General features: G+C 42.6%; 17 protein-coding genes. 2 read left to right on the forward strand and 15 right to left on the reverse strand.

Translation table 11 applies throughout. The features are described from left to right. Positions 1-8 precede the first annotated feature (8 nt). The 7 genes from D8792_RS00495 to D8792_RS00530 form a co-directional block, all read right to left on the reverse strand. Complete coding sequence (locus D8792_RS00495; protein ID WP_005592302.1) at positions 9-842, reverse strand: amino acid ABC transporter substrate-binding protein; 834 nt, start codon at positions 840-842, stop codon at positions 9-11. Positions 843-1,046: 204 nt separating this feature from the next. Next, a complete protein-coding gene (locus D8792_RS00500) occupies positions 1,047-2,183 on the reverse strand; it encodes an amidohydrolase (protein WP_125372467.1) in 1,137 nt (378 codons plus the stop codon). Between the two features lie 109 nt (positions 2,184-2,292). Further along, positions 2,293-3,387, reverse strand: coding sequence for a DUF4352 domain-containing protein (locus tag D8792_RS00505; protein WP_185758372.1), 1,095 nt, complete (start codon positions 3,385-3,387; stop codon positions 2,293-2,295). A gap of 454 nt (positions 3,388-3,841) precedes the next feature. Continuing rightward, a complete protein-coding gene (locus D8792_RS00515; protein ID WP_125372469.1) occupies positions 3,842-4,402 on the reverse strand; it encodes a hypothetical protein in 561 nt (186 codons plus the stop codon). Between the two features lie 29 nt (positions 4,403-4,431). Beyond that, positions 4,432-4,842 (reverse strand): peptide deformylase, encoded by a 411-nt coding sequence (locus D8792_RS00520; protein ID WP_125372470.1) that lies wholly within the window; start codon positions 4,840-4,842, stop codon positions 4,432-4,434. An 80-nt stretch (positions 4,843-4,922) separates the two neighbouring features. Further along, the gene (gene scrK, locus D8792_RS00525) at positions 4,923-5,822 is read right to left on the reverse strand and encodes a fructokinase ScrK (protein ID WP_005591797.1); all 900 of its coding nucleotides are present in this window, start codon (positions 5,820-5,822) and stop codon (positions 4,923-4,925) included. Positions 5,823-5,981: 159 nt separating this feature from the next. Next, on the reverse strand, positions 5,982-7,868 hold the full coding sequence (locus tag D8792_RS00530) for a sucrose-specific PTS transporter subunit IIBC (protein ID WP_125372471.1): 1,887 nt from the start codon (positions 7,866-7,868) through the stop codon (positions 5,982-5,984). A 199-nt stretch (positions 7,869-8,067) separates the two neighbouring features. Here D8792_RS00530 and D8792_RS00540 point away from each other — a divergent pair, with 199 nt between their 5' ends. Both D8792_RS00540 and D8792_RS00545 read left to right on the forward strand, forming a co-directional pair. Next, a complete protein-coding gene (locus D8792_RS00540; RefSeq protein WP_125372472.1) occupies positions 8,068-9,522 on the forward strand; it encodes a sucrose-6-phosphate hydrolase in 1,455 nt (484 codons plus the stop codon). Further along, complete coding sequence (locus D8792_RS00545) at positions 9,503-10,468, forward strand: LacI family DNA-binding transcriptional regulator (RefSeq protein ID WP_125372473.1); 966 nt, start codon at positions 9,503-9,505, stop codon at positions 10,466-10,468. The genes D8792_RS00540 and D8792_RS00545 overlap by 20 nt, the downstream gene beginning before the upstream one ends. Positions 10,469-10,812: 344 nt before the next feature. Here D8792_RS00545 and D8792_RS00555 read toward each other — a convergent pair whose 3' ends face one another. The 8 genes from D8792_RS00555 to D8792_RS00595 all read right to left on the reverse strand — a co-directional run bounded on the left by D8792_RS00555 (position 10,813) and on the right by D8792_RS00595 (position 20,425). After that, positions 10,813-14,631: a pullulanase gene (locus D8792_RS00555; protein ID WP_125372474.1), complete on the reverse strand. Its 3,819-nt coding sequence runs from the start codon at positions 14,629-14,631 to the stop codon at positions 10,813-10,815. 549 nt (positions 14,632-15,180) lie between these two features. Continuing rightward, entirely contained in the window at positions 15,181-15,387 is a 207-nt protein-coding gene (locus D8792_RS00565) for a hypothetical protein (RefSeq protein ID WP_125372475.1), read from the reverse strand. Between the two features lie 55 nt (positions 15,388-15,442). Then, the gene (locus D8792_RS11615) at positions 15,443-15,658 is read right to left on the reverse strand and encodes a hypothetical protein (protein ID WP_125372476.1); all 216 of its coding nucleotides are present in this window, start codon (positions 15,656-15,658) and stop codon (positions 15,443-15,445) included. Between the two features lie 761 nt (positions 15,659-16,419). Continuing rightward, a complete protein-coding gene (gene nusB / locus D8792_RS00575; protein WP_005591788.1) occupies positions 16,420-16,857 on the reverse strand; it encodes a transcription antitermination factor NusB in 438 nt (145 codons plus the stop codon). Then, complete coding sequence (locus tag D8792_RS00580; RefSeq protein ID WP_005591787.1) at positions 16,850-17,239, reverse strand: Asp23/Gls24 family envelope stress response protein; 390 nt, start codon at positions 17,237-17,239, stop codon at positions 16,850-16,852. The genes nusB and D8792_RS00580 overlap by 8 nt, the downstream gene beginning before the upstream one ends. 30 nt (positions 17,240-17,269) lie before the next feature. After that, positions 17,270-17,830: an elongation factor P gene (gene efp / locus D8792_RS00585; protein WP_005591786.1), complete on the reverse strand. Its 561-nt coding sequence runs from the start codon at positions 17,828-17,830 to the stop codon at positions 17,270-17,272. Between the two features lie 61 nt (positions 17,831-17,891). Continuing rightward, a complete protein-coding gene (locus tag D8792_RS00590; RefSeq protein WP_125372477.1) occupies positions 17,892-18,953 on the reverse strand; it encodes a M24 family metallopeptidase in 1,062 nt (353 codons plus the stop codon). 65 nt (positions 18,954-19,018) lie between these two features. Continuing rightward, positions 19,019-20,425 carry a Cof-type HAD-IIB family hydrolase gene (locus tag D8792_RS00595; RefSeq protein WP_125372658.1) on the reverse strand — a complete coding sequence of 469 codons (1,407 nt, stop codon included), beginning with the start codon at positions 20,423-20,425 and terminating at the stop codon, positions 19,019-19,021. Positions 20,426-20,488: the final 63 nt, after the last annotated feature.

The raw sequence follows: 20,488 nt of genomic DNA on the forward strand, positions 1-20,488 counted from the left end.
ATCAGAACTTACTTGATATCCTTGGCATCTGGCAAATAAGTACCGCCAAAGAATTCTTTTGATAATTTTTCAAGTGTGCCATCCTCATAGAGTTCCTTGATCCGCTTGTTCATGAAGGTTTGAAGCTCTTCTTGTCCTGAAGCAAGGATTGGATAGACATACGGTTGTTGGTCACTTGGAAGTTCAATCACTTCGACATTATCCAGACCTTGGTCTTTGATGATGGTATCCACCGTGATACGTTCAAAGATCTTGTAGTCTGAGCGGCCATCATTCAAATTAGCCAAGATTTGCTGGATTGTACCATCTGTGTAGTTGATGGTTGTTGGATTTGAACTGTGTTCTTCATTGTACTTTTCCAGTTGTTTGGCTGTTGAAGTACCTTGAACAACCTCAGTGGACTTGCCTCCGATATCGTCCAGCGACTTGATATTCACTCCTTTACGAACCACCAAGACGGTTGGGTTTTTAGCGTAAGGGTTGGTATAGAGGTATTTACCAGCACGGTCTTCTGAATAACTGATGTTATTGGCACCAATTTGGTAGCGGTCACTATCCAAGCCAGAGAAAACAGAAGCCCATTTGGTCTTGTTGAAGTTGACTTCGTACTTATCTGAACCTTTGAAGATTTCACGAAGCACTTCAATTTCGTAACCAGTTAGTTTTCCGTCCTTATCTTCATAAGAGAAAGGCTTAGTTGTTCCAACCGTTCCGACTTCAATCGTCTTTTTCTTTGTAGCACTATCTTTACTTGCAGAAGACGAGCAGGCCACAAGCAGCCCAACTGCAAGACTTCCTACCACAGCAGTGGCAGTGTATTTCAATATTTTTTTAATATTCATATCTCTATCTCCTCCTAAAGAGCATGTTTCTATCATACCAAAAGTCGAAAATCCTGACCATTATATATTTTTTATCAAGGTGATAGATTTTCTTTATCACTGATTCGATTATTCAAACTATTTGAAAAGATCGAAATCTTGTTTTTCTATGATAACAAAAGAAGAGAAGCTTGCCTAGTTCTTATTTCCTATGAAAGACTATAGTTATTTCTTATAGTGCTTGAGGAGAAAGAGGGCGTTTTCGACATAGTAAGGCACAGAGACCTGAAAGGCTGCATCGTCAATCGTCATGCTATCATGGTGCAGGTCAGGCGCATCTGCTGCACCATTTGAGCCGATAAAAGCAAAGACACCAGGGATTCTTTCTTGATAAAAGGCAAAGTCTTCGCCAGCTGAAGATGGCTGAGCAGTCAATAGCTCCCCGATGTTCTGGGAGTTTTCAAAAATAAGCTCGGCCAATTCTGGATCATTATAGGTCACTGGCGGAGTCTGATCCCAGACAATAGTGACCTTAGCACCGAAATTCTCCGCCGTATGCTCCACAATACGGATAAAATCTGCTTTCAAACGCTTTTGCAAATCAAGGTTAAAACAACGAATCGTGCCTTCAAAGAAGCCATTTTGCGGCAGAACATTCCAAGTCGCCCCAGCCTCAATGTGGGTCACAGACAAAACAACTGGCTCAAAGGGCGAGACAGTCCGAGAAACCAGAGCTTGGAGATTTTGAATCATGCTGGTCAGAGTCAGCACCGTATCTACTCCCAAATCTGGCCGAGCCGCATGGCTACTGACTCCCTCCACAGTCACCTTGAACTTTTCCACACCTGCCATCATGGCTCCCGGCTTCAAGGCTATTTGTCCAGCTTTTAACTGGGGCATATTGTGAAAACCGATAATCGCAACTACATCGTCCAGCAAACCCGTAGCCAGAACTTGACTGGCTCCTTGAGAGGTCTCCTCAGCTGGCTGAAAAATCAGGCGAATGGTTCCCTGTAAATCTTCTTCCATAGCCTTGAGCAACTCTGCCGCTCCCAGAAGACTAGTCTGATGAAAATCATGACCGCAGGCATGCATGACACCAGGATTTTGGCTAGCGTAAGGCAGACCGGTCTGCTCTAAAATGGGCAGGGCATCAATATCTGCTCTCAAGGCGATAACTGGTTCTCCCTGACCGATTTCGGCAATCAAGCCCGTCTCTAGGCCAGAGTCCAAGATTTTTATCCCCAAGTCTTGCAAATAACGGCTTAGAAAGGCCGTTGTTTCATACTCTTGGCCAGACAGCTCTGGATGCTGATGAAGATAATGACGCGTTTTTACTAATTTATCATAGAATTGTTTCATGGCAGGCTCCTTTACTCTACATATCTATTCTCCAGTATAACACAAAGCTAGACTAGGAAACAAAATAAAATAGAGAGCAGAATGAAGCATCTGCCCTCTCATCTTGCTATTAGGATATATCGCCTTCAAAAGCTCTGACGATGGATTCATAAGAATAATCACGCTCTAGAACCCATTTGCCATCTGTTTTGACGAATTTCAACTGATAATCGCGTTCTGGCGTAAGAAGAGGACGTGAATCCATTCCAGCCATCATATCATTAGCATAGCTCTTATCGGTAGCTTTGTAGACGTCACTCAGACTTCCATATTCAGAACGATGCTTATCATAAAAATCTTGACGGTAGGTATACATGGTTTTTTTTAGACTGACCGTTCTCGGTTTGATCTTGATAACGATTGAATTTGGCATGTACTGGGCTACTGTGTAATCAATTTCTGAGCGTTTGGCATTACTTTTCACATAGGCATCAATGAAAGCGTTGATTTCATCATCACTAAAGGGATAATCATGCAATTTACGTGTGAAATCTGCTGCAAAAGCTGCTCTATAATCTTTTTTATCTTGCTCCAAATCGCCACCTAAGACCAAATCGCCTTTGTCTTTGGAGGATTTTGTCTTTGCTTCTCCTCCCAAGAAAACAGCATTGAGGTAATCAGAAGCTAATTTCTTTGATTCGTCAACGTGATTAGGATATTTCGCAGGATCAACCTTTAGTTTGATGGCTTCTACTTTTTCATCCGAGCTATAGGTTTTCTTCTCATAGTGAAGTTCATATTTCTTGCCATCTTCAACCTTAAAGACCAGATTACCAGAAAGAGTCTTTCCTTCCGCTAAATCTTCATAGCTCAGTGTTTTAAAATTTTCTTTGTCGTCATAGACTCCGACTGGCTGGATCTTTTCTCCCTCTGAATCATAAAAACCAATGTCTGAGGAGGAAATCATAATCTTATCATTTGTTTTATTTTTAATTTCCAAAGATAAGGCCAAGTATTTTGCATCAGCTGATCCGTTGCTTGGCATAATAAACTGACCTTCTTTAATCTGGATATCAACCTGCCCATTGCTGGCTGATTTTTTAACAGTCTTCTCCTGACTTGGCTTACCAGAATGTTTTTTATTTGGACTTGGAAGCAAAGCACAAGCAGTCAAGCTCACACCTGCCACAAGCAAGGCTGTGTATTTAAATACTTTTTTCATCATTGTCTCCTTAATTTCTTAATACTGTGACTTTTCTATTTTATCATACTTGGCTAAACTGGTAAATACCGTTTGAAATTATAAATATATAAAAATGTACCTTCGCAATTGCTAGAATGACTAAGCAGCTCAAAAAACTTGAAAAGTGAAGGCTTAAATAAAATATGCAAAACGCCTATCGCCCATATAAAGAATTGCTTACAAAAAAAGAGAGTGGGACAGAGATCGGTAATTCGTTAGAATTCGATTTCGTCGTCCCACCTCCGCATAGTTGAGTAGGCCTGTAAAAGCTGATGAAATCAGCGTAGTAGAGCCCACTCAACCATTGCGTCTTGCTCGACAATCCAAAGAAAATTGAGAGGCTAGGACTTTTGTCCCAGCCTCCATTATCTTCGATCCAACTGAGATTATAGAAAGTAAAATAAGCAGATCAAATCTCTACTCTATAATAATATTTCTATGGAAAAAGCCACTTGATATGAGGAGCAAGTTGAGAAATTTCTTGATGAAGTTCATTGAAGCTAGCATTTTTCACATCATCCAAGTCCAAAGAGACCGCACTCTCCTCTTGATTTTTGGGATAGAAATATAAAATCCGACCGGTCGGTCCTGAGCTAGATCGATAGATATCGTATTCAATTTGCTCAATCTCCTGCCACAAGAAGTACTTCTCTCTTTTAGCAGATAAGCCTCTCAGCCTTATTCCCATTTCATCCATCTCTAAAATCGGTGGTTTATGATTCGAAATATAGCCTAGAACGATCATAAAAATAGCGGTTATGCCCATTCCCCAATAGAGCGGATTGAGCATATTGTTGCTTTCTTCAGTAGTCTGCCTGCTTCTTTGGTCTTCTTTGCTGGTAGGACTCCTATGAACCAGTTGATTAGCACTATTTTGACTTGTTGACTCAAGAGAAGCCTGATCCATAGATACAAAAGCCATGATAAAAAAGATAGCAAAGAGTAAGAGAAAGCCTATGGCATAAAATGTTGCTCCATCGCGCTGGTATACTTTCATTCTATTCCTATCCTTTCCAGGTACATTTCCTATATGAGAATTCCTTCCAAATGATCCAATTCGTGCTGGCAGATTTGCGCTGGAAAATCCTCTAACGTGATGGTCTTCTTTAGCCAATTCTGATCCAGATATTCGACCGTGATTTTCTGGTAACGAATGGTTGACCGACTGCCTGTTAAGGATAGACAGCCCTCTTCCGTTTCATAAGCTCCTGATTTCTGAATGAGAATTGGATTAAACATGACCATGGGCAACATACCATACATAAAAATAATCACCCGCTTTTGGGAACCAATCATATTGGCAGCAAGACCGACACAAGACTCTCTATGAGCCAACAAGGTATCCTGCAAGTCCTGAGCCAAAAATAGATCAACTTTCGTGGCAGGAACTGATTTTTGCTGTAAAAAGAAAGGATCTTTCACAATTGCTTTTTGCATCTTTCACCTCAAATGGAAGAGGCTGGATTCCCTATCTCAGCCTCCTTCGTTTATTTGAACACTCTCAACGCCTTGTTTACTTATTTTGCATAGCGTTCGCTAATATCTTTTGCGAGGACAAAATTTCCTAGTGTGGCTGAACCATTTCCTGCGACAGCCGGTGTGACAATGTAGTCACGCACATCTGGCACTGGCAGGTAGCCATTGAGCAGGACAGTGAATTTCTCACGAACACGGTCCAGCATGTGCTGCTGTGCCATCACACCACCACCAAAGACAATAACATCTGGACGGAAAGTCACCGTTGCTTGAATAGCTGCCTGCGCAATATAGTAAGCCTGAATATCCCAGACAGAATTATTGAGCTCAATATTTTCACCACGCACACCAGTCCGCGCTTCTAAGCTAGGACCAGCTGCTAAGCCTTCCAAACATCCCTTGTGGAAAGGACAAACGCCATTAAAGCCTTTTTCTTCATCCATCGGGTGCTTAGCCACATAGTAGTGACCCATTTCTGGGTGGCCTGTCCCCCCAACAAATTCACCACGTTGGATAGCACCAGCGCCAATTCCCGTTCCAATCGTATAATAAACCAGATTTTCAATGCGACCGCCAGCATTATTGCGGGCTACAACTTCACCATAGGCAGAGCTGTTGACATCTGTCGTAAAGTAAATAGGCACATTCAAAGCACGACGAAGCGCTCCTACGATGTCTACATTTGCCCAATGTGGTTTTGGAGTTGTCGTAATGTAGCCATATGTTTTTGAATTAGGGTCAATATCAATTGGACCGAAAGAGCCCACTGCCAGACCTGCTAAATTATCAAAACGAGAGAAAAACTCAACCGTTTTATCTAACGTCTCAATCGGCGTGGTCGTAGGAAATTGTGTCTTTTCTACAACATTAAAATTTTCATCACCCACAGCACAGATAAACTTCGTTCCACCAGCTTCTAAACTTCCGTACAATTTTGTCATTTCAAACACCTCTTGTATTCTTTATACTCCATTATAGCATATTTCCATATTGGAAATGGCTCTATATTTTAGATTTTCCTCTGTAAATCTTAGCACTCAAGTAAAAAACGAACAAACATAAGTTGTTCGTTTTCCTTTGTTGACTTTCTCTAGCTAAGATTAAGCTTTCACTTCAATAATCGCATCGCCTTTAGCAACCGTTCCTTCTGTTACTGGAGTCACAGAAGCGTAGTCAGCTGTGTTAGTCACGATAACCATAGTCGTGTCATCCAGACCAGCTGCTGCGATTTTAGCTGAATCAAAAGTTCCAATAATATCGCCAGCTTTGACTTTAGAACCTTGAGAAACTTTTTGATCAAATCCTTCGCCATTCATAGACACTGTGTCAATACCAACGTGGATCAGGATTTCAGCACCATTAGCTGTCTTCAAACCATAAGCATGGCCTGTCGCAAAAGCAATTGTCACTTCTGCATCGGCTGGGGCATAAACAACACCTTCAGTTGGTTTAATCGCAATCCCTTGACCCATTGCACCACTTGCAAAGACTGGATCATTAACATCAGCTAAAGCAACTGCACTACCAACGATTGGAGAAATGATTGTTTCATCTTGGAGAGCCGCTGGAACATTACCAGTTGTTTCTTCTTTGACCAGACGCTCTGTAGTAGCATTCGTAGCAACTTCAGCTTCATCTTCGTAACCAAACATGTAAGTAAGGGCAAAACCAAGAGCAAATGATACAGCTACCATGAAGAGATATTGGAAGAGTTGTCCATTACCAATGTAAAGCATTGTACCTGGGATGATGGTGATACCATTACCAGTACCAGCAAGGCCAAGGATAGAAGCCAAGCCACCACCGACAGCACCAGCGATCAATGAAAGGAAGAATGGTTTGCGGTAACGCAAGTTAACCCCGAAGATAGCAGGCTCTGTAATACCAAGGAAGGCAGAAAGAGCAGCTGGGAAGGCAAGAGTTTTAAGTTTAGGATTTTTAGTTTTGACACCAACAGCAACGGTTGCAGCACCTTGAGCTGTCATAGCAGCTGTGATGATTGCGTTGAATGGGTTAGCATGGTCAGCTGCAAGCAATTGCACTTCAAGCAAGTTGAAGATATGGTGTACACCTGATACGACAATCAATTGGTGAACTCCACCGATCAGCAAACCACCTAGACCGAATGGCAAACCAAGAATAGCTTTTGTACCAATAAGGATGTAGTTTTCAACAACGTGGAATACTGGTCCAATCACGAAAAGTCCAAGAATTGACATCACCAAAAGGGTTACAAATGGTGTGACCAAAAGATCCAAGACATCTGGAACAACCTTACGGACAGCTTTTTCAAACTTAGCTCCGACAACCCCGATAATGAAGGCTGGAAGAACAGAACCTTGCAAACCAACGACTGGGATGAAGCCGAAGAATTTCATTGCAGTCACTTCACCACCAGAAGCAACAGCCCAAGCATTTGGAAGTGAGCCTGAAACAAGCATCATACCAAGAACGATACCAACGGCTGGATTTCCACCGAATACACGGAAGGTTGACCAAACCACCAAACCTGGTAGGATAATGAAGGCTGTATCTGTTAAGATTTGAGTATAGGTCGTTACATCATCTGGAAGTGTCATACCAAGGGCAGTTAACAGCCCACGAACACCCATGAAGAGACCAGTTGCTACGATAACTGGGATGATTGGTACAAATACGTCACCGAATGTACGGATGGCGCGTTGGAACCAATTCCCTTGCTTAGCAGCTTCTGCTTTCATGTCATCTTTTGATGAAGTCGGCAAACCTAAGGCTACAACTTCGTCATAAATCTTATTAACCGTACCTGTACCAAAGATGATTTGGTATTGGCCTGAGTTAAAGAAAGCTCCCTGAACTTTTTCTAGGTTCTCGACAGTATTTTTGTCGATTTTACCTTCATCTTTAACCATGACGCGCAGACGAGTCGCACAGTGGGCTACACTGTTAACGTTCTCACGTCCACCCAAGGCTTCGATGACCTTTTTTGCAATTTCAGTATTAGTCATTTGCAAAAATCTCCTTATAAAAATATTGTAAAACTTTTTGAAAGCGATTTTATCACCTTTACGAATATTATTTTACCATGATTCAGAAATATGTCAAGCGTTTTACAGAAAAAATATTTTTTTACTGTTAAATGTTGATTTTTCAGCAGAAAACGTTTACTATAGTAATAAGAAATAATATGATTTGGAGGACAAAAGATTGGCTTGGACGACTGAAAAACGCTACAAACGCTATGAAGACTGGACTCAGGAAGAGGTACAGCAGATCAAAGAAAACATCGCTAAATCTCCTTGGCGGGCTAACTACCATGTGGAGCCTCAGACAGGTCTGCTCAATGACCCCAATGGCTTTTCTTACTTTGACGGCAAGTGGGTGGTGTTTTATCAAAACTTTCCTTTCGGGGCAGCACACGGTCTCAAATGCTGGGTTCAGATGGAAAGCGATGACCTAGTCCACTTCACCGAAACTGGCCTTCGAGTGCTGCCAGATACTGCTCTGGACAGCCACGGCGCCTACTCTGGCTCTGCCATGCAGTTTGATGACAAGCTCTTTCTCTTCTACACTGGCAATGTCCGTGATGAGAACTGGGTGCGTCACCCTTATCAAATCGGTGCCTTGTTAGACAAATCAGGCAAGCTCGAAAAAATTGACAAGGTTTTGATTGAACAACCTACTGAGGCTACTGACCACTTCCGCGATCCACAGATTTTCAACTACAAAGGGCAATCCTATGCTATTGTCGGTGGGCAAAATCTAGACAAGCAAGGCTATGTCAAGCTTTACAAGGCTGTTGATAACGACTATACCAACTGGGAAGCCGTCGGTGATTTGGACTTTGCCAATGACAAGACAGCCTACATGATGGAGTGTCCAAACCTTGTCTTTATCAATGACCGGCCAGTCCTGCTCTACTGCCCTCAAGGCTTGTCCAAGGAGGTGCTGGATTATGACAATATTTATCCAAATATGTATAAAATAGGTCAATCGTTTGACACAAACAAAGCTGCTATGATTGATCCTAGCCCTATCCAAAATCTGGACTACGGTTTCGACTGCTACGCGACCCAAGCCTTTAACGCACCTGACGGCCGTGCACTCGCTGTCAGCTGGCTAGGCTTGCCTGATGTGGAATACCCTTCTGACCGCTTCGACCATCAAGGAACCTTCTCACTCGTCAAGGAATTGACCCTGAAAGACGGCAAGCTCTACCAATACCCAGTCCCAGCCATCAAGAATTTACGAGCAGAGGCTCAGCCTTTCGCTGCTTTGGCAGAAAGCAAGAACAGCTATGAACTAGAGCTGAATCTTGCTGCAGACACTGAGCATGAAATCGTCCTCTTTGCAGACAAGGATGGCAAAGGCCTACGCATCAATTTTGACCTCAAGGCTGGGCAAGTGACAGTTGATCGTAGTCAGGCGGGTGAGCCATTTGCACTGGACTTTGGAACTATCCGAAGCTGTAATATTAGCAAAGAAGCCACAAGTGCTACTATCTTCATCGATAAATCAATTTTTGAAATTTTCATCAATAAAGGAGAGAAAGTATTTTCCGGTCGTGTCTTCCCGAGAGAAGACCAAACAGGTATTGCTATTACTAATGGCAATCCAACCGGTACTTACTATGAATTAGATTATGGTCGCAAAGCTAACTGATGTAGCAAAACTAGCAGGAGTCAGCCCCACAACTGTTTCCCGCGTCATCAACAGAAAAGGCTACTTGTCTGACAAAACGATTTCGAAGGTTGAGGCGGCCATGCGAGAATTGGCCTACAAACCTAACAATCTGGCACGTAGCCTCCAAGGAAAATCAGCCAAGCTAATCGGGCTCATCTTCCCCAATATCAGCAATGTCTTTTATGCAGAATTGATTGGCAAGCTAGAGCACGAGCTCTTTAAACAAGGCTATAAAACCATTATCTGCAATAGCGAGCACGACTCTGACAAGGAGCGTGAATACCTTGAGATGCTGGAGGCTAATCAGGTGGACGGCATTATTTCCGGTAGCCACAATCTAGGCATCGAAGACTACAATCGCGTGACTGCTCCTATCATTTCCTTTGACCGTAACCTTTCACCAGATATTCCAGTTGTCTCCTCAGACAACTATGGTGGTGGAGTGCTGGCTGCTCAGACCTTGGTCAAGGCTGGCGCTCAAAACATCATCATGATCACCGGCAATGACAACTCCAACTCGCCGACCGGCCTGCGCCATGCTGGTTTCGCCTCTGTCCTGCCGGACGCTCCTATCATCAATGTGTCCAGCGACTTTTCTCCAGTCCGAAAGGAAATGGAAATCAAACACATTTTGACCCACAAGAAGCCAGATGCTATCTTCGCTTCAGATGATTTGACAGCTATTCTAGTCATGAAAGTCGCTCAGGAGCTAGACATCCAGATTCCTGAAGATTTAAAAATCATCGGCTACGACGGCACCTACTTTGTGGAGAACTACTACCCTCAGCTGGCAACCATTAAGCAACCGCTGAAAGAGATTGCCAAACTTCTGGTCGATTTACTGCTACAAAAAATTGACAAGCAAGAAGTCACAACAACGGGCTACTTCCTGCCGGTGAACCTCTTGCCAGGCAAGAGTGTGTAATTTTCATTCAATCCCTACTAAATAAGAAAATGGAGTTTGGGACAAAAAGATTTCAATTTTTAAAAGTCTTAATTATTAAGCCCTTAAAATCTATAATTAAATGCGAAAAGCGAACAAAACAGAATTCTGATTACCAGAAAACTAGTTTTGTTCGCTTTTTATATTTGAGGTCGGACTTTTGTCCCAAACTCCTCAATTGTCTTTGGATTGTCGAGCAAGACGCAGTGGTTGAGTGGGCTCTACTAGGCTGATTTCATCAGCTTTTACAGCCCTACTCAACTGTGCGGAGGTGGGACGACGAAATCGAATTCTAACGAATTACCGATTTCTGTCCCACTCTCACTTTATTGCTTCTTTCTAAAAGTGAACAAGCCAGCCAAGAAGGCAAGAGAACCACCTAAAATCGCCAGCAGGGAAGTTTCTGTGCCCGTTTTCGGCAAGACTTTTTCTGTCGAAGCTGTCACACTAGGACTTACTTTGTCCTGCTGTGGCTCTGCAGCAAGTGGCTTTTGACTCTCTGACGATAGAGATGTAGATGGAACTTGAACAAGCTTATTGGACAAGCTAGGACTAGGGTTTTGTTCTTTTTGAAGCTCCTTAACGCTGCCTTGAGACGGTTTTTGCTGGGTGTCTTTACTTGTATCTTGAGGCTTTTCTTCTTGAGCTGGACTCGCCTTTTTAATCCGCAAAATTGTCGCTGTCAGCGGAGCTAGGGTCAAGCCATTGCTGTTTCTGGTGACACCAGCTGGATTCGAAATAGCTGTAATTCCTGCGCTATTGCCATCAGCCACAACCTCTGCACCTGCTAGATGTTTGTAGGTTTCACCAAAGTTGAAGTTTCGCTCCTTTTTGTCTGCATTGACAAAGACTGCATAAATATCGCCATTTGAAGCAACCACTTGGTAGCCGAGAACAAGATCCTCTTTCTCAACGCCATCCTTGCCAGGCTGGGTAATGAGAGTCACATTTTGATCTACTTCATCTTTGGAACTGCGAGTGAAGGCGTCCGTTGATTTCCGCAGACTAATCAAGCCCTTCATATAGGCACGGCTCTTGGCATTTTCTGGGAATTTCTCCGAATCAGTCGCCTTGGTCCAATCAAAATGATTGACCGCGTCGCTCGAATCATAAGAATCATGAATGAAATACGGATATTCAAACGGCGTGCCGTCCTCATTGGTCAACAAATGCGCTTTGTTTGGGACCTTGTCTTCGGAAACAGGATATTTATAGGCAGGATCGCGGAATTGCTTGGTTCGGCCGTATTCTTGTCCAGAGTGGATAAATGGTGTTCCTTGCGAAGTCAGCATCATCAGATTTCCCAGGCGCAGACGGCGATGGATCTCTTGATTATTGGCAGCGACTGCTGGATCTTTCTTGATTGACTGGGCAATGATATCAAAGAGGGTCAGATTATCATGGGCTGCAATGTATTGGATCACATCCCCTGGGCTATCTGCCTCAAAATTGGTTGGCTGTGCCTTGATATTCTTGAAAACATCTTCTACATTTCGTTTACCACCAGTGATAAAGGCTGGTGTTCCCTCATTTGGATAACCTGATTTCAAGGTGTTGCGAATATCATCTGAGAAGACCGCCACCGTGTCTGTTGACTTCATCCAAGTTTGGTCAGCAGGCTGGACTGCTTTATTTTCATCACCTGCATAAGTCTTCCAGCCCTCACCCAGCATAATGAGATTTGGATTGAGCTTTTTAGCTTCTTCAAAAGCTTTTTGAATGGACTCTGCATCATGGTCTCCCATCATATCAAAGCGGAAACCATCTACCTTGTACTGCTCTGTCAGATACTTGATCGAATCCACCAAGACCCGTCTGCTCATATAGTGAGTAGTCCCCAAGCGGCCGCCACCAAAGCTGGTTCTCGGTGTACCATCCGCGTCCATAAAGTGGTAGTAGTTGGGCTCCAAGTCCTCAAAGATAGAGGTCTTGGCTGTGTGATTATAGACCACATCCATGATAACGCCCATGCCACGCTTATGAATTTCATTGACAAGATTTTTGAATTCCTCAATGCGCTTAGCTGGGTCTGTCGGTGTGCTCGAATACATACCTGTCAGCGAGAAGTAGTTTTGCGGGTCATAGCCCCAGTTATAGTTGCTGTTGCTGGAAGCATACTTGTCCATGCGCTCAGCATTTTTCAGCTCATTTACAAAGTAATAACTCAGAACTGGCAAGAGCTGAACATGAGTCACTCCTAGTTCTTTCAAATAATCCAATTTCTCAATGAAAGCTGAGAAGGTTCCAAATTGAGATTTCAAATCCTTTGAAATAGCTGGATCTGAAGTGAAATCACGGACATGTGCCTCATAAATCAAGGCATCTTCCCGCTTCTTGAAGTTCGGAATAGTAGCATAGGTCAGATCTTTCGGTCCATATTCACTTGGATCTACAAAGGCTGCCTTGGCAATCTTGTAGGCATCCCCCTTGTCCGCATCTTCATTGTTCCAAGCTGCTAAAGACTTGGCATATGGGTCTAGCACAAGAACTTTTTTACCACCACGGCTAATTTCATAATGATAGAAATATCCACGATAGTCAGAAAGACCTAGCCCGCTCTCAGGCGTCAAGCTACTAGTCCATGTGCCAGACTCCTCCTTCTGCATAGCTATGCGCCCAAGAACCTTGTTCTGATCTTTTTTGTCATAGACCACCAAATCGACTTGGTCCGCACTTGGTGACCAGAAGGTCAGATCCACTTGTTTGCCCGCTTGAGAAACACGCGCGCCCAAATCACCATCATACTTGTAAAGGCTGTCCTTCAACTGCCAGTTCATGCTGGTTTTGAATTGGTCATTGCCATATTTGATAAGGTAAGGTGACTGAGCTTGATTAAAATCACCGATTAATTTTGCGCTTTTATTCTTAGAGTCCAGAACCACATCTTTAACAGTGACTTCTCCACCATCTTTGTTGGTAATTTTTAGGTTTTTCAGAATATCTTCTTTTTTAGCATTTTCTAAGGTAGAGAAAGTCGCCTCAATTTCTGTCAGGCTAACATGCTGGGCTCCTGTCATGCGGATATCATTGACAAAGTATGGGTTGGTATAAACCGTTGGATCCGCATCACGCAAGAAAATCTGGCTAGTTTTACCCAAATTTGCGAAATTATAATCCTGTTTTTGAATCTTCACATCATCTCCTGACTTACTTTCATCTAAAAGCAGGAAACCAATCATCTTTGCAGCCTCTTTCAAAGGAACATCTACGTAGCGACCGTATTTCCCAGTCTTTTCAAAGTCCACGCCATCAGGCCAATTTTGACCTGGACGTTGCACATCTCCCCAGAGCCAGAGGGATTTCTTATCATACTGACCATCTGTACGATAATAATTGATGCGAAGCATTCCTTCTTTCAAAGGCTCGGAGGTATGAGGATTATAGTCTTTGTCAAACCAAACTTCATTCATCTGAGGGCTCAGCAGCTCAACTGTCTTATCACCTGTAATGTTTTGACCTGCCGTATTGTTGATTAAGAGACTAACCTTGCTTCTTTTCTCTGCCATCTTGACATCAAGGTAATAGCCATAATCATCTTTTTTAGCTGTCGCAAAACTAGTCGCACCAGTCGGCCAACCTCCCTTTTGACCAGAAGGCGTTTCAACATCATCCCAAGTCCATAAGCCTAAGCTATCCAGATTTTCGGATGGCAGATTTTTGAAATGGAAACGCATATGGCCATCTGCGATAGCATCCTTGGTCGATGTCTCCGACTGACTAGTTGACGCTGGCTTTTCTTTCTCGTCAGATACAACTGTTTCCTTTGCTTCTTTACCAGCTGCTTCTGGGGTCGCACTAGATTCTGCACCCTCTGTCGGCTGAGCAGCTTGATTTACTACTGCTTCAGGCTGGGCGCTTTTCTCAATATTGACTTTTTGTTTGCTTTCTTTTTGCGCTGAACTATCCACTTCCTCAGTTTTGGCTTCAACCTCTGGCTTAGGCAAAGCTTCTGAATTAGCAGCTGATACTGCTTCCGTTGCTGGGCTAGTCGTAGCCTTTGTCTCATCTGCTTTGGCTAACTGGGCACCTCCAAAGAGAAAGCCAGATGCAATCACGACAGATGCTACTCCGACTTTTAAGCGACGAATCCCAAAATAATGACGCTTTTCACTGGTCCGAGACTGTAGATGATAGTTTCTTTTCATAAATAAAAAAACTCCTTTATTTTTTCCTATAGAAAATACGTATGCAAACGTTTTCTGTATTTATTATACAGATTCTCTATCGAAATGTAAAGGTTTTCATAGACCATTTTTTTATTCCAAAGCTTTATGTATGATTTCAGATTCCTTTTATAGGAAATCCACTGGCTCTCTCTTTGTTGTTTAAGATAATGAAACGAAATATTTCTTTAGACTCATCAAAAAAAGAGTGGGACAGAAATCGGTCATTCGTTAGAATTCGATTTCGTCGTCCCGCCTCCGCACAGTTGAGTAGGGCTGTAAAAGCTGATGAGATCAGCGTAGTAGAGCCTACTCAACCACTGCGTCTTGCTCGACAATCCAAAGACAATTGAGAGGCTAGGACTTTTGTCCCAGACTCTTCTTTTAAAGTCTTTTTAATGTCGTTCAATCCCTGATTGCCTTTTGGTGTTAGAATCACTAGCGCTTTCCTTAGGCTATCACCTGCATTTCAATAGCACTGTCCGTTTTTTTAGAAAGATAAGATTTTCCCAAACTTTAAAGAAAATCGAACTAATCTATATAGAAAAATCTTCTATAAATTCGAGCAATTGTTAAAACAATGATTAAAAATATAGCTATTATAGACAATACTATTTTCCCAAAACTTACTTCCGAACGAATTATAAAAATGTGAAAGAGAGGTGCCAATCCTACACCTATAGCAATTAGATAACTAGCAAAGTTTATTGCACCAAGACCTGCAAAAAAATGTTTCATTTTTAATACCTAACTTTTTACCTTTCATTTTATAGTGACTCTCTCTAAATCAGTTTTATTGTTTACTTCTAACCTTTTCAAAGAAATTTGATAGTAAATGTACTCCACTGAGGGCTATTACTATATCAATTGGTAAGAAATGGTAATCCCATATAAAATGAGACAAAATCAATGATAGAAATAAAATACAATCCATATAACTATTCTTGAAATGTTCTGCGATTTTATGATATAGAAATGCAATAATAACTGAAATCAAAATAATCGCCATACTTGTCCTCTTGTAATCTGCAAATAATCCATATATTTACCTGCTCTAAGCTCTTCCTCTTCTTGGAATTTTTCAAGTACCTTAAAGCTTTTAACAATACAATCTATTAGATACTTCCTGTTTCCTATTATAGCAATTATTATTTAATCCATAAAGTTTATATGTAGAAATAGCATATAAAAACAGACAGGAACTTTTTCAACATTATCAAGTTTACTAGCAATTTAAATTTCCCCACGTAGCCGTATTCAATCCAAAGATCCCCCTCAAAAACTCTCTTCTGAAGAATTGCTCTTCAGGCGATTTTCTCTTATATCTTTCTTTTCTTACTTAGACTGACTAGACCATTCCTCATCTCTAAAAAACCTAGTAAAAATCGTAAGAAACGAAAGCGATTCATCCTATAAATAGAGATGAAAAGCACATTCGAGGTCTAGCTTGCCATGAATCTATAGGAAAAGTAAGCAGCCAAGGCCTAGATTCCCATGAATCTATAGGAAAAGTGAGCAGGCGAGGCCTAATTTACCATGATTTTATAGGAGAAGTGAACATCCGAGACCTAGATTGCCATGAATCTATAGGAAAAGTGACCAACCGAGGCCTAGGTTACCACGAATCTATAGGAAAAGTGAGCAACCGAGGTCTAGGTTGCCATTAACCTATAGCAAGCTAGACTAGTCCAGCCATAGACCTACAGAAACTTTCTTATGATTTGTCAGCGACTGCAACTATCAAAAACCAAAAAAGCTGAGACAGTCGTCTCAGTCTTTTTCTTCTGTTATAAATTGACTCAAAATCCCATTGATAAACTTACTTGATTTTTCATCAGAAAATTGCTTGGAAAGTTCAATGGCTTCATTGACCGCTACTCGCTCGGGAGTATCGAACTCTGTCATTTCAAAGATGCCTAATCGCAGGATATTCTTTTCCACCAAAGTTAGACGCTCAACTGTCCAGCCTGCTTTCAAGTGCTGGGCGATTTTCTTATCTAACTCTTCCTTGGACTGGAGCACTCCTGTGACCAAATTGAGTAGAAATGCTGGGATATTGACCTCAGCATCCGTCTCTTCTTCGTCCTTATCATAGGTATAGGCAAAGCGGCAAGCCTCAATGGCATCACCCTCATACTCCAGACTCATCAAAGCCTGAAAAGCCCGCTGACGTAGCTCTCTTCTAGATTCTAACAAAACATCAGTCATTGAGGAAATCCTCATCAAATAGATCTTTCAAATCTGGTTTTGGTGATTTTTCTGGAACAATGCCTGCCACATGGATATTGACAGCAGACAGCTCCACTTCAGCCATATCGCTTACAGCACTCTTGACTGCTTTTTGGATTGCAACTGCAACTGTTGGCACACTAATACCGTACTCCAGATAGAGGTAGATATCAACTGATATGTCGCCACTTTCATCCGTATGCAGCGCAACACCGCGTCCAAGCGTACGCATAGAAAGGCTATCTGACATGCTTTTATTTGCAAAAGAATGAACGCCCTCTACCTTAGCCGTAGCAATGGCAATAATTTTTTCCAAGACTCGTGGCGCAATAACGATTTCGCCTAATTGTTCGTTTGCCATAAGAATTCCTTTCTATATGAAAGATTGAAATTACGCACGAGAAACGTAAGTTCCTTCTGCAGTATTGATGACCAATTTTTGTCCAACTTCGATGAAGTCTGGTACGTTGACAACAAGACCTGTTTCAAGAGTTGCTGGTTTACCAGAACCTGTTACAGTAGCACCTTTGATAGATGGTTGTGTTTCTGTTACCACCAATTCAACAGTTGTAGGTACTGTCACACCGATCACTTCTGATCCGTAGAATTGGATTTTCACATCTGAGTTTTCAAGGATGTATTTCAATTCTTCCTCTACGTTGACTACTGGGATTTCGTATTGGTCATAAGTCTCAGTATTCATGAAATAAGCAGTGCCATCCATTTGGTACAAGTATTGTGCTGGTACTGTTTCGATGATAGCTTGTTCAAATTTTTCTTCTGGACGGTAACTAGTCTCAAATGTAGAACCAGTACGAACATCACGCAATTTCATACGCATGATAGTATTTCCCTTACCTGGTTTGTGGTGACTTGCTTCCAAGACGCGGATCAGTTTACCATCAGCAGTTTCAAAAGTCATTCCAGCTTTCAGCTTACTTGCTTCAATCATTTGTTTTTTACCTCTTTAATAAATAATTTACTCTTTATTCTACCATAAAGCTTGATAATTCTCAAATCACAATCAATTCTTTTGGAGCAAGGGTCAAGACCTCACAACCAGTCTCTGTGATCAGAAGGTCATCTTCGATCCGAACGCCGTATTTGCCATCCAGATAGATGCCCGGCTCATCGGTCAAGACCATGCCAGCCTCAATCGGCTCTTCTGACTTGCCAAAGTAAGGAATCTCATGGATATCCAGCCCAATCCCGTGACCAATCCCGTGGCTGAAGTAAGGGCCGTAGCCTGCATCGTTGATAATTTGACGAGGAATCCGGTCAAAATCAATACAGCTGAGTCCAGCCTTAGCCGCTTCTATCAGGGCTTGATTGCTGCGCAGGACAATATCATAAATTTCTCGCTCTTCATCCGTCACCTGCCCCACATGAACAGTCCGCGTCATATCGCTGACATAGTGATTGTAGTAGCAACCAAAGTCCATGGTCAGGGTTTCACCATTTTGGATGACCTTGTCACTGGCCACGCCGTGAGGCATAGCAGAGCGGTAGCCAGAAGCGATGATAAAGTCAAAGGAAGCACCTGAAGCACCTAACTGGCGCATACGGGCATCTAAAAAGTTCATAACAGCCAGCTCTGTCGTCTGACCAGGCTTGATAAAGTCCAGCACGTCTAGGAAGGCTTGATCAGAAATCTGACAGGCCTTGCGAATGGTCGCGATTTCTTGCCCATCCTTGATCATGCGCAAATTTTCGATAAAGGCTGTCATCGGCACCAGCTCATGACCAGCAAACACACTTTCCAGCATCTTGAAGTAAGCATAGGAAATTTCATCGTCAAAACCGATTTTCGCCAACTTGTCGTCCGCAATGATTTTAGCAATTTCTCCAACCGCATCCCGCGTTTCAACAATATCAAAGCCCTCAACCACGCCCTTAGCAATCAGGGTATAACGAGAATCCGTCAGGAAAATCCGACGCGACTTGCTAATAAAAACTGTCGCCTCTGTCCCGCTGAAACCAGTCAGATAGTAAATATTCTTCAGATTGGTTACTAAAACAGCATCGCATTCTGTCTGAGCCAAGGCTGCTTCAAATTTTTCAACTCTTGATAACATGAGGTACCTCCGTAAAATAATTAGATTGAGTATCGTAAAATAGAAATTCTGCTGATGAAGAGTCGCTACTCTTCGTCTTTTGTTTCTTTTTGCGTCTTTTCCACATTGCGCTGATAGGCCTGAATCTGTCGCTCCAACTCCCGTTCGATCGCTGGTTCTGGCGCATATTTTTCTTCCCAGTCATCTGGTTTGAGGATTTTATGAGTCACGGGATCAAAATGCGCTTTTCCATCTGGGAAAATCTTCCCCATATTGGCCTGATGGACAATATCAAAAATTCGCTCAGGATCAACTCCCATCAAGACAAAGCTACCGTAAGTAAAGTAGAGCGTATCGATCAGAGCATCAACTTGACCAACTAAGGAGATTTCTGCCTTGCTCTTGCTACGAACCTTGGCAGCAGCCTTATCTAAAGCTTCGTGCATTCTAACCATCGACTGATCAAATTCTTCCTCTGAAGAGCTGGCAGCTCTGAGAAATTCAACCAACTCTTCCAACTTGAAGTCAGCACGGTGCCGAGCTTCCTCTGGTGTCCAAGCGATGGGTTCTTCCTGCGTAGACTCATCCATGACACCATGGAAGGTCTTGACCTTATTAAAGTGGTGATCGCGAGACACAAAGACTTTCTCGCTGGCCAAAATACCGAAATGTTCTAGTGCCCGATGAATCCCATCCTGACTATTGCTGCTAGTCGTATGCTTGGCTACTTCCTTGACAGAGCTGGTGCCATTTCCCATGGCAATAGACAAGCCAACTCCCGACAGCATTTCCAAGTCATTGTCTGAATCTCCGAAGGCCATGACCTGATGGATATCAAAGCCGTATTCTTGACCGACTAGACGAATCCCCTCCAGCTTGGACATCCCTTGATTGATAATGTCCGTCGCATAGGGACTCGAACGAGTAAATTTTAAATGCGGGAAATCCGCTTCAATTTTTGCACTCTCAGCCGGATCTGCCAAAATCAGCACTTGATAAATGGGCTCTTGAATCAATTTCAGCAGGTCTTCTTCATGCTGAGGCAAGGCCTTGCTCACAATCTTGTTAAAACCGTGACTCACCGTCCGAGTCATGCTCCTAGGGATAAACTGGGTAGCCCACTGGGAAAAGGAACTCATACCAAAGGTCATAATTTTTGAACCTTCCATGGCATCCTCTGTTCCCAAGGAAATTTCTTTCCGGTGCTTCTTAGCGTAGGCAATCAAATCACGCAGGCTCTGCTTATCAATCGGTGTGGCAGAAATAACCCTGTCTTTTGAAAAAATATACTGACCATTGTAAGTGACAGCAAAGTCTAAATCCAGCTTGTCCATAAAAGGCTTGACAAAGAAGGGGCCACGGCCTGTCGCTAAACCGACCAAAATCCCTTGTTCTTGCAAACTCTTAATGGCGGCCTCTGTCGATTTCAAGACGGTTCGACTGTCATTAATCAAGGTTCCATCTATATCAAAAAAGACGGCTTTTATTTCCATTGATTTTCTCATTCTTTCCTTTTATGATACAATAAATTATAACACAATTCACGGAGAAGCACA

Source organism: Streptococcus cristatus (genome assembly GCF_003943505.1).
GTDB lineage: Bacteria > Bacillota > Bacilli > Lactobacillales > Streptococcaceae > Streptococcus > Streptococcus cristatus_E.